We start from the raw sequence: 11940 nt of genomic DNA, 5'->3' as shown, positions 1-11940 counted from the left end.
AGTATTTATATTAAAATGTTAAATGTAGAAGGAATTAAAGGAGGCACCATAAATGTACAAAAGACTTGATTACTTTGAAAACATGACTTTTGCAAATCTAACCGAAAAAGCATATTACATTCTTGAAGAAGCAATTGTTACTCTAGAATTAAAGCCTGGACAATCTTATTCTGAAAAAGAACTAAGTAGTTTTATAAACATTGGTAGAACTCCAGTTAGAGAAGCTATAAAAAAGTTAGAGCAAACTAGACTTGTAGAGATTATTCCAAGAAGCGGAATTACTATATTACCAATAAGATTAGAAGAAGCCTTACTTCAGATGGAAGTTAGAGGATTATTAGAAAAGCTTATCATGTTACGAGCAACTAAATTCGCAACATCAAAAGAAAGAGAACACTTATTGGAACTGGCTAAACGTTACGAAATAGCTACAAAAAATAAAGATGCAATTGCAGCTATAAGAATTGATGATGAATTCAATTTCTTTATTGCAGACTGTGCTCGCAATGTATATGCTGCTGGAGCTCTTAAGCCCTTGCAACCATCCTCTCGTAGAATCTATTTTCAACGTTACTATATAGACGATGAAATGACTAGAAATATTAATTATGGTCATATAGAATTAATGTGTGCGATTGCAAATGGGTCAACTGACGAAGTTACAAAGCATTTAGACAACCTTTTCTATAATTTAAAAAATCTTGTCCTAAAAACTTTCAACTCAATAGTTCTTGACAAAGAATTATTAGACTCTGCTCTAAATAAAATAGACTAAATTTAAAAATACCGAAATTCATTAAATTAATATATAAAACACTTTGAAGCCAATATTTTACAAAGTGTTTTTATATATTAATAACACAACATTTAACAGCATCTTAATCCTTTTAAATAAATATACCTTTTATAGCTCATAACCCTCCTCATAATTAAAGATATTATAATAATTCCTTAAGAATATATGTTATAGCTTAAAAAACAGAGTGGAGGTATAACTGTAGAAAGTAATAAAAATGGGGTGTTTTAGAAATTACAATATGTATAAATCTATGCAGGCAAGATATAATGTTAATACTGTTAGGAACTGTTAAGCATACATTTGATAGTTCTACCTAACAGCTCTTATAATTTTAGCAATGTTTTGATTAGACTTAAAAGTCTCTACTGGAAACTAATAACCTATACTTTTTTCCTTATTGGTATCCATATTTCTCCTGAAGAATTATTTGCAAATCCATAGTACATTTCAAATTCGGGCCCCTCTACTTCTTCATATCCAGATGTAGGAAACCATTCTGTAAAGATTCGTTTCCAGATCTTTTGCAACTCGCCTTTAGAATCAGGAAAGATAGCCCATGTTAATGCCGGAATCTGGAGTCTAGTATATTTTTCTGGTGTATTAATCCTCCTCTGTAATATAAGATTTATTTTATCCTTTTGTAATCAAAATATTGTTCAACAATTCGATTTTCCCATACCTAACCTTTATTATTTTATTCCTTTACTCTATAACACATAAATTGCAATCAAAAAGAACCGTCCCTTGCGATTGTATATAAAGTTTGAGATTTTGTATAGTTGCATTTTAAAATCTTTTTATATTATGGTTAAATAAACCATAATATACTCTTTATTCAAAAAACAATCTGCATATTCTTTAATATCCCCATACTAATCACCAAATAAAAAAATATATAAACAAGTGCTATAAAACTCAGCACTGCTTATATATTTTTTGTAATATTATTTTTTTACGAAACTATTCACTAATAGCCTCATTATCATTTATATTCTTATTGATCGTCCTTCTCATTGATAGTAACATTGGAGAAAAATATTTTTTCCAAAATTTATTTCCATACAGATTAGCTGTTTCGAAATCAACATGTATGTATGGAGCATTACTCTTTCTACAGTAATCAATTACACATTTAAGCATATCTACACCTATGCTTTTATTTCTATATTCCTGCTTAATATAAGCTCCAATTTCATCAATCAAACCACAGTTTTTAATAGACATATCTATAAAGTTATTATTTTTAGTAATGCTTAGATTAATGAATCCGACTGGCTCATCTTGATACCATGCAATATATACATTGTTTTTGACTATTATCTCTTCCAAATCTTGATGACTAACCTCATCTCTTCTCAAAAATAATGGGGCAGAGGTATAGTATTGACTTGATTCCTTTACAAGCTCAAATAGTTCATCAACATCTTTAAGTTCTGCTTTTCGTATATCACATATAGATTTTTCATTATATATCTTGTTACATTCACTAAATGCATCAATCAAATATGATCCATATCCTAAATCAAACAGTAAAGTTTTAAGCTTTATATCGTCAAAAAATATTGTCCACATGTGATTAAATATATTTTTATCAATCCACTTTTGAGAAATATATTTATATAGCGCTAAGTATACGCTTTCTTTCAACTCTTCAATAGCTGCATGCCCTATTGCAGGACAAAACACAGAGCTTTCTCCATTAAATGGAAATTCATCATATGTTAGAAATCCCACTACTTTCTCTTTCAATTTTGCTACTACAGCTCTCTTGCTTTTAATTTTCACCCTAAGATACTTTTCTAATAATGAAGTATCTTCTTTCCAATATGATGGGAAATCACTTTTAGAGCAATATAATTCATATTGATTAACCCATATTTTTTTTGCTTCATCAATATCACCATCTTGCATATTATATATTTGTATACTATTAATCATTTTAATACTCCTTCCTCTATATAAACCCCTTTATGCTTTTTAATAATAACTTATAAATATATAATATACCAAAATGTGCTCTATAGGTGTCGCTCACATTTTTCTGAAATAAAAAAGCACTATAAGGCATTTCTTAATAGTGCTTTTAAAGTCTTATTGTAATTCAATTTTAGCAATAATTTTATAAATCCATTTTGGGGATAAGTAATACTCTTGTGAAAGTTCTTTTACAGACATCCCATTTAAGTATTTTTTATATATGGTTAAATTCCTTTGATATATTGCCTCTTTACTTTTTGTTTTATCTCCCCATTTCTTTTTATTGCTTTCTTTTCTCGGTATATAAATGTATTCTCCATCAATATAATCTTGAATCATACTCAACAATTCTGATGGTAGTACATCACATGCCTTTTTATAGCTCATTATGCTCCTCCTAAAAATTCATTATCAGGATTGAGCAAAGGCTATTTCATTATCTTATCATTATGCAATAGCCTTTGCTATGCATACTGAACTTTTATTAACACAAAAACCCCCTTCATAATTATAAGCTATTAATATTATACATTAAACTTAAGAGTCTTTCCATTATATCATTGTAAAATTGTTTGTCTTAATGAATAGGTTTACATCCCTTCATGACTATAGTAAATTTATTAAAGGGATACATTTTGGATACATTTTTTATATTGTTTAGATAAATTACGTAGTTAAAATATACTCAAACTTGAAAGATAAGTTGAATATTTTTTAAAGGAGGAAAAGATAATGAAGTTTAACAAGAAAAAAATAGGAGTTTATGCTCTATCTATTTGTATGATGACAGGGCTATTAGGTTGTTCAACGCAAGGGCAAACTCAATCTAACAGTAAGGTGGTAGTACTGCCCAATCAGCAGTCCGAGGTAAACAATACATTAAAGCTTAAGAAAATAGATGAAATAAAGAAATTTGATGCAGACCGTTGGATAGATAATGACTGGATATTAGGTCATGTAAAGAAAGATAATGAATATCTTTTGAATCTCTATAATACAACTACTAAAAAAATGATGACAATAGCAAAGAGCTCTGAAGAACTCCTTGTAAAGTTCACTCATAATAATAAAAATGGTGAGAGATTGGTCATATTTAAAGACTATGCAAACCAGCCTTCTATTACTTACATTTATAATCTTAATACAAATAAAAAGCAGGTTCTATGCAATGATATTTATCGTAATACAGATATAGTAGACGATAAATTTATTATTGTAGAAGATGATAATAAAATATATAAATATGATTTTAATACCTATGTCAAGAATGAAATAGTATTGCCTGTAAAACTAAGAAAAAGCTTATTCGATTTTAATCTTTCTTATGAAGAGTACATATCTAAAATCATACCTGATAAGGCTCGTAGAAATGCTTTAAGTGATTATGATATAAAACAATATAAGCTTATGTATAAGGATGATAAAGCTAATCCCACTATAAATGAACTCAAAGTTGAAAATGATAATATCTATCTAAGATCAGATAACTTTCAAGGTTATGTATATAATATTAAAACTAAGCAATATAGCAAATCGGACTTTAAATATGACTGGTATGCTTACTATCATAAATATAAACGAGGTATTGAAAAGAAGGATGAAGCTGGAATATCAAAAGGACTTTTTGAAGTAAATAAAAATGGCATGATAGTCAATCTTATTGACGATAATAAATATATTTACTCTCCTACGAACTCTAATAACAATAAAAAAATAGCTTATTATACTGAACACGCTACAGAAGACAAATTTATACTTAATGTTTATGATTTTGATACTAAGAGATCAATAAGCTTGCCATGGGATTATGGTCAAGGTTTGATTAGATGGAATAAGGATGCAACTAAACTCTCAATCATCAAAGATGGCTTTCAGTTTAAATCAGATAAAAATACTGTTATATACACAGTGGAGTAGATTATCACCTTTAGTAAACAACTCATATGTTATAATTGTAGTTAGGTAGGTGATGAAATGAAGGTAAAGATACTAGTTGCTGATGATGAAAAAAACATAGCCGATCCAATTAGCTATGCATTAGAACGTGAAGGCTATGATGTAGATACAGTGTATAATGGTAAAGATGCTGTAGATGCTTTAGATAATAATAAGTATTGCATTTTGGTACTAGATATTATGATGCCTGAGTGCAATGGATATGACGTATGTAGACATATAACTAATAAGAATATTGGTATCATCATGCTAACTGCAAAGAATTCTACTATAGATAAGGTTTTAGGTCTAGAACTAGGGGCAGATGATTATGTTACAAAGCCATTTGTTATGACTGAACTTATAGCTCGTATTAGGTCTTTAGATAGAAGATTAAATAAATCCAAATCCTTGAAAATAGAAAATCGTGATGTGCTAATATTTGACTCTTTAAGATTAGATTCAAAAGAACATACTGTTACTATAGATGATATAAACATTGATCTTAAGCCTAAGGAATTTGAACTCCTATTCTTTTTAGCTAAGAATAACAAAACCCTATTTACAAGGGATAACATATTAGATTCAGTTTGGGGATTTGATTATTACGGTGGCACAAGAACAGTAGATTTACATATTCAGAGAATTAGAAAAAAACTACAAAATTATTCGACCCTAATTAAAACCATTCCTAAAGTAGGTTATAAGTTTATTGGGGAAAACAATGCGTATTAGCATAAAGCGTAAGCTAACTATATTTATTATATTGATACTTATACTCAATATAGCAATAGTTAGCTTTGCTTCACTTAGAGGTATTAGTGCGTATCAGAAAAAACAATATGAATCCGATTTAAAGGAAGATAGTAAAATAGCAAATATATATATCCGTGAGCAATTCCTAAAAGAGACAAATAGTAATTATAAAAGTTTTTATGAAAAAAATGCAAAATATCTTTGTAAAAATCTAAGAAATCTTATAAATAATGATGTTGCTTTGTATGATATAAAGGGCAATAATCTAATGGGCAGATATATTGCTGGCAACGAACAAAAAAAAGACAGAGTTCAAGAAAAAAAGATGGACAAACTAATGCTATTAGCCCTCGAAAATAATATCGTCTATAGAGATCTAGATAATAATAAGATAGAATATTTAGCACCTATTTATGATTATGATGGGCAGATAGGGGTTATTAGACTTATATATAATATCAAAAGTCAGAAAATATTTTATAGCGATATTAAAAATATGTACCTTGAATTTGGGCTGTTATCCATAGTCATAGTGTTTATAATAGCTAAAGTAGTTGTAATAAATATTATGAAGAAAATGAAGCATTTGACCAAATCATTAGAATTGGTAGAGGAAGGTAAATTTGAAGATATCACGTTAATAGAGTCAAACGATGAGATAGGGGATTTGAGCCTAGGTATACAATCAATGGCCTTAACTATCAGGAATGATATAGATGGAATGCAAAATGAAAAGAAAAAATTACAAAAACTAATAATAAAGCTTAGAGAACTAGAGAAAAAGCAAAAGCATTTTATAGGTAACATAACACATGAATTTAAGACTCCGATAACAGTTATAAAAGCTCAACAAGATTTAATAGCGCTATATAGTGATGATACTACAATGGTTAAAAATGCAAAAAAAGTAATAGATAGCGAACTACAGCGATTAGATGATATGGTTGAAAACATACTATACCTTTCCAGTATAGAAAAGTATGATTATGAATTCAAGCAAGAAAGAGTAGAAATAAATGCAATCATTAAAGAAATAGCTAATCGTATGCAAGCTAAGGCTCAGAAATTCGGTATTACAATAAAGCTTAAACTAGAGCATGCCGAAATATATTTTGATAAAGACAGCTTTACACAGATTATTATCAATGTTATAGACAATGCTATTAAGTACAATAAAGCTGATGGAAACATCGATATAAGAAGTTATAAAATAGCTGACAATGTAGTTATTGAGATAGAAGATACAGGTATAGGTATACCCGATGAAATTAAAGATAAGATATTTGACCCATTTTATACCGTTGATAAAAATAGATCAAAAAATCACTCAGGTACTGGTTTAGGACTTCCTATAGTTAAGACTATGCTTAAAAAACAGGGTGGCAGTATAACTGTACATAGTAATAAAAAAGGGAGTATATTTATAATTACGATACCTGTATTTGAGTCTATGCAGGTAAAAATATAATATCACTATAAGAGCTGTTAAGTATACATTTTATGTATATACCTAACAGCTCTTATAATTTAAACTGTGTTTTAATTAGACATACGAGTCTCTATTACTAAGAAACCAATGCCTATACTTTTTTCCTTACTGGTATCCATATTTCACCTGAAGAGTTATTCGCAAACCCGAAATACATTTCAAATTCGGGCCCCTCTATTTCTTCATATCCGGATGTAGGAAACCATTCTGTAAAGATTCGTTTCCAAATCTTTTGCAAATCGCATTTTGAATCAGGAAAAATAGCCCATGTTAATGCTGGAACTTTTAGCCTTGAATATTCTTCGGGTATTTCAACTCCTTCAGGTACATGATAACAAATCATGTATTTGAAAGTAGTATCTGTATAATCAAACAAAGCTGAATGTAACATTGCATCATGTCTTCTTTCAAGTAAATCGTTCATGTGATCTACAACTTTGTCTTCATCACACTTTCTACAAAACTGTGGTACCTCAACAAATGCTTCATCCATTTTCTTGCTTATAGTTTCGTATACACCGAATACTTCAAATGAGTCTTTTTGTTCAATACGATAATCCATCTCTATATCTCCTTTAATTGATATTGAGAAGGTCATTCTTGGATATGCTTTAAGTGCTACTCCTTTATTTCTGACAGATATGGGCATCACTCCATGTAGATTCTTAAATGCCCTAGTAAATGCCTCTGGAGATTTATATCCATATTTAAGTGCCACTTCAATAACTTTAATATTACTTGTCTGTAATTCAAAGGCTGCCAATGTTAATCGTCTACGTCTGATATATTCAGATAACGGTATATCCGTAATGAATGAAAACATTCTTTGAAAATGATAGGTAGAGCAACATGCCATTTTGGCGGCTTTATCATATGAGATATCTTTGGTCAAATTGGATTCTATATAATCCATAGCATTATTCATTCTGTTAAGCCAATCCATTAACTTCCCTCCCTTCGAGATAAATTATATGGTAAAACACATCAAAAAACCTTGCATTTCATGCACTATAAAATCAAGTAAAACTCATTATCTTCTCTTCTAATACTATAATTATAGTAATAAAGACCACTGATTTCAAAGAAACTAAAATTGAATAAAAAGATAAAAAGACATAGAAAAACAAAATACCTTTACAGCCAACTATTTATCTTGGTGCTTGTGTGAATGTAAAAAGGATAATTATAAGCATCAACCTTATTCTAATGTATTCTATCCTTAGTAGCTTTCATACTATTCTTATATAATCCAATGATTAATAACAGTATTGTCACAAAAATTTCTATACTAACTTTAAATACAGTACTTTGATTTTGGTTTATATATGATTCAATGATTCTATTGATTATATAATCTATCGCAATGAATAAGGTCATAGATAACGAGCTAATATACCACTTACTGATATGCAATTTCATAAACATCATAACTATAACTAGTATGTAAACTACTCCGATTGTGACAATTGGCACCGCAAGTGACGTAACCCACCCTTTTGTATCTGACAAGTATTCAATAATAAACAAGTAGGGAATAGATGCTATATAAAATCCCAAAAGTGAATATAACCACTTATATTTTCTAACAAAAAAATGTGGCATTACTGTCAACCATGTCACGATTAAACCGCCTATAGGATAATATGCCCATGTAATCTTCTTGTTTATTGCAATATTACATATGCTACAGACAAGCATTGCTATTAGAAAAATAATCCCTAAAATATAGCCATTTTTCTTCAATTTTTTATTAGCCTTTACCGAATCAGAATAATGTATGGCATCTAATATAATATCATTTATTTTACTGGTATTTGCTCCTATATTCATTTTATCCCTGCTACCAGCAAGCAATTCATTAACATTAACTCCTAAGGCTCTTGATAATTCTTGTAACAATGATATATCAGGATATCCAATACCTCTTTCCCACTTTGAAACTGCTTTATCAGTTACACCTAATATGTTAGCAAGTTGTTTTTGAGTCATACTATTTTCTTTTCTTAATTCTGCTATAAATTTACCAACTTTTATATTATCCAAAACGCTAACCTCCATTATATTTTTTGTGCGTCCTCTATATAGAGTATCATTACATATTAGCTTAATCAATAAACCTTCAGTTTATTTCCTATTATTGGGGTAAACTTTAAGTGGAATTGCCAATTGAAATTGTAATAGCTAACATATTTCCTAGAAAAAACCGCTGTTACATATGGTAAAGTTCGCCATGCTATTTGCAACGGCTATTTTTATCAATATAAATAAATCATATACAAATCATAGATAACTTATATTATTTTCCTATGCAAAAGGAGTTGCCTATTTAGACAACTCCTTTTATAACTTTACTCAAATACCTCATATTCAGTCTTTAGTAACTCTTTAATTATCTTGATATCATTTTGTGCGTTAGAGTTACGTCCGAAATTCATCTTAAAGAAATGATTATCATCTACTTTTATTATATACCTATTAAAATAGTCAGCTTTATCTTGTTCCTTCAAAAGGTGCCTTGTTTCTAGAATTTTAAGCACCTTTTGTCCATCCACTGTAATCCATTCACCAGTCATATCACTGTACCAAAATTTCTCTGACTCTTTCATATCAAATCTACCTGTTGCTTCAAATTGATCGTAGTAATATCCACCAGTTGTTGTTTGACAAAAGCTGAGCTTTGTCCCATCATAGCCAATCCATAAGGATACACTATTATGACCATCTTCAGTCTCTCTATAAAGTCTACCACTCCCAAATGTACCTAATATAGGATTGTCTCTTGGAACCTTTATTTGAAATCCTAGTTGCTCACTAGCATATTTCATATCCTCCATATTTTGTATAAATATATCATCATTAGATATATCTTCTTTAAAGTCAAAGTCCTCTACCTTAACCAAAGACTTAAGTATTACCTCAACATCAGCCAATGAAAGTTCATCATTTACAGTACCAACACGTTCATACGTATTTTTATAATTTACTCCATAGTATTCATCTTGGATTTTATATACAAAATACTCAGATACTTCATCGTCATTAGCATTACATACAATTTTTTGACCTTTTAGCTCTCCTACTGTCATTGGCTCACTCGATATTATCTCGCCAATTCCCTTGATATCCATGGGATTAACCCTTGACATTAATAGGTTAAACCAGCGACTATTTTTATTTCTGTTATCCTCCATCGAGAGGATGGCTACCCCATCCTTAATCAACACTGAACCAAATGTACCTTTGGAAACATTAATATAATCCTTTGAAAAGCAACTAGGTATTAACTTATATCCTGTATCTTTATATAGTTTTTCTAGATTATTGTACCTTAATGAGTCTCGCTTTGTTAGTACATTTTCCTGACTGACAGCACTTTTTCCCTGGCTTATTTTTACAGCCTTTGAGGCACCCTCTACACTAACAGGATTAGTCAATATAGCACTACCTATAATAATTGATCCTAAAAGTACCACTGCCGTTACCTTTATAGACTTACTCTTATATTTTTTTATCAATCTTATTCTCCTCTCTAATTGCTTAGCACTACTGGAGAAATAACATACAACTCCTATCCTCCTTGTGTTATCTAAATTGAGTTTTGCAACCTGAAGTATAGTACTTCCGTAGGAAACAGCATTTTTTTCCCCCAATCTATTCAACACATAAGAGTCACATGCTAATTCCACATCCATTCTATAAACCATCATCAAAATCCACATAATCGGATTAAACCAGTGAAGGCTTACTGCAAGTAGCACAATATTATTTGTTATTAAATCTCTTCTCTTAAAATGTGATAGTTCATGTAAGATTATATTTTTTAAACTATCCACATCGATATCTATCAGACTACATGGGTAGTATATACAAGGCTTTAAAATACCTGTTATACATGGACTGTTAAATTTGTCTCCAATAAAAACTCTAACATGTCTTTTTATCCCTAAACTCTCCTTACACTCTTCTACAATATCCATCAATCTTGCATCACTTAGCATTTTGCTATTATAGAGTTGAAGTCTCACCCTTAACTGCAATATAATAGTTGCTAAAACCATTAATATAACTCCACCAATCCAAATCATGGCTAGTATCTCGCGAATTTCTAGGCTGGTCTTGGGCTTATCTTTATGTATATCACGATCTAGACTAATGGTGGCATTTTTGTTATAATTTTTTTGTATGTTATTTTCTGCGCTATTCTGGTTCGTATGGGTTTTTTCATAGTTGTGTGCTATGACCATACCATCTGGAATAGCTTTTTCTATCTTGTCATAATTAGGGATAATACTCAATATACTTATTGGGCTCTCTGGGACAATAATTAAGCAAAATCTTAATATTGCTAACACTATAAGCAAATATATATACCTAATGTTGAGTTTCTTCTTTGCAATCTGCCTAAGCATTAATATTGCTAAAGCCACGATACTTGATGTAAATGAAACGCTTAAAATATTAGTAAAACATGCACTTATAAAATCCATGTATCTTACTCCTTATTATGCTTTTTATCTTCTAATAGTTTTTGAAGCCTATCTATATCTTCAATTGAAATATCCTCATTCTTTATAAAATTAAGGAATAGTTTATCTATCGCACCATCGTATATTTTTTGAAGAAAAGTCCTGTTTTCTTCCTTAACATACTCATCCTTTGATACCAAAGGATAATAATAATAGGTTCTACCAGATCTGTTATATGCCATAACCTTCTTTTTTACTAGTCTAGTTATAAATGTTTTAATGGTTTGTGGATTCCAACTCATCTTATCTGATAATTCTTCAATAACCTCTTCAGATGTGATAGGATTCTTATCCCATACCAATTTCATTACCTCTAATTCAGAATCAGATATAGATACATTTTTCAATACTAATACCTCCTAATTATTAATCTACACGTGTAAATATACTTTTAGTCTACACTAGTAGATTTAATTTGTCAATATATTTTGTAAATAAAAAAAACCTATCTTAAAATT

Annotated in this window: 11 protein-coding genes; 4 read left to right on the top strand and 7 right to left on the bottom strand. The window is 29.7% G+C overall.

The annotated features are described in order from the left end of the window. Positions 1-52 precede the first annotated feature (52 nt). On the top strand, positions 53-775 hold the full coding sequence (locus tag P3X86_RS20090; protein ID WP_483294528.1) for a GntR family transcriptional regulator: 723 nt from the start codon (positions 53-55) through the stop codon (positions 773-775). A 404-nt stretch (positions 776-1179) separates the two neighbouring features. Here the strand turns inward: P3X86_RS20090 and P3X86_RS20085 are convergent, their stop codons facing one another. The 3 genes from P3X86_RS20085 to P3X86_RS20075 form a co-directional block, all read right to left on the bottom strand. Continuing rightward, on the bottom strand, positions 1180-1404 hold the full coding sequence (locus P3X86_RS20085) for a GyrI-like domain-containing protein (RefSeq protein WP_483294555.1): 225 nt from the start codon (positions 1402-1404) through the stop codon (positions 1180-1182). 355 nt (positions 1405-1759) lie between these two features. Next, complete coding sequence (locus tag P3X86_RS20080; protein ID WP_483294527.1) at positions 1760-2737, bottom strand: GNAT family N-acetyltransferase; 978 nt, start codon at positions 2735-2737, stop codon at positions 1760-1762. 153 nt (positions 2738-2890) lie between these two features. Next, positions 2891-3163, bottom strand: a complete 273-nt coding sequence (locus P3X86_RS20075) for a CD3324 family protein (RefSeq protein ID WP_483294526.1) — start codon at positions 3161-3163, stop codon at positions 2891-2893. Positions 3164-3508: 345 nt separating this feature from the next. Here P3X86_RS20075 and P3X86_RS20070 point away from each other — a divergent pair, with 345 nt between their 5' ends. Genes P3X86_RS20070 through P3X86_RS20060 form a run of 3 tightly spaced genes read left to right on the top strand, consistent with a single transcriptional unit; the run spans position 3509 to position 6935 of the window. After that, positions 3509-4693, top strand: a complete 1185-nt coding sequence (locus tag P3X86_RS20070) for a hypothetical protein (RefSeq protein ID WP_483294525.1) — start codon at positions 3509-3511, stop codon at positions 4691-4693. Between the two features lie 57 nt (positions 4694-4750). After that, complete coding sequence (locus P3X86_RS20065; protein WP_483294524.1) at positions 4751-5446, top strand: response regulator transcription factor; 696 nt, start codon at positions 4751-4753, stop codon at positions 5444-5446. After that, positions 5436-6935, top strand: coding sequence for a sensor histidine kinase (locus tag P3X86_RS20060; protein ID WP_483294523.1), 1500 nt, complete (start codon positions 5436-5438; stop codon positions 6933-6935). Before P3X86_RS20065 ends, P3X86_RS20060 begins: the two co-directional genes overlap by 11 nt. Before the next feature lie 112 nt (positions 6936-7047). Here P3X86_RS20060 and P3X86_RS20055 read toward each other — a convergent pair whose 3' ends face one another. From P3X86_RS20055 to P3X86_RS20040, 4 genes are all read right to left on the bottom strand, one after another. After that, complete coding sequence (locus tag P3X86_RS20055; RefSeq protein WP_483294522.1) at positions 7048-7899, bottom strand: AraC family transcriptional regulator; 852 nt, start codon at positions 7897-7899, stop codon at positions 7048-7050. A gap of 260 nt (positions 7900-8159) precedes the next feature. Beyond that, a complete protein-coding gene (locus tag P3X86_RS20050; protein ID WP_483294521.1) occupies positions 8160-8999 on the bottom strand; it encodes a helix-turn-helix domain-containing protein in 840 nt (279 codons plus the stop codon). A 305-nt stretch (positions 9000-9304) separates the two neighbouring features. Beyond that, positions 9305-11443 carry a M56 family metallopeptidase gene (locus P3X86_RS20045; RefSeq protein ID WP_483294520.1) on the bottom strand — a complete coding sequence of 713 codons (2139 nt, stop codon included), beginning with the start codon at positions 11441-11443 and terminating at the stop codon, positions 9305-9307. Positions 11444-11448: 5 nt separating this feature from the next. Next, entirely contained in the window at positions 11449-11829 is a 381-nt protein-coding gene (locus P3X86_RS20040; protein ID WP_483294519.1) for a BlaI/MecI/CopY family transcriptional regulator, read from the bottom strand. Positions 11830-11940 lie beyond the last annotated feature (111 nt).

This window comes from Abyssisolibacter sp. ZYX002, assembly GCF_056892235.1.
This window is presented reverse-complemented; position numbering and strand designations above follow the sequence as displayed.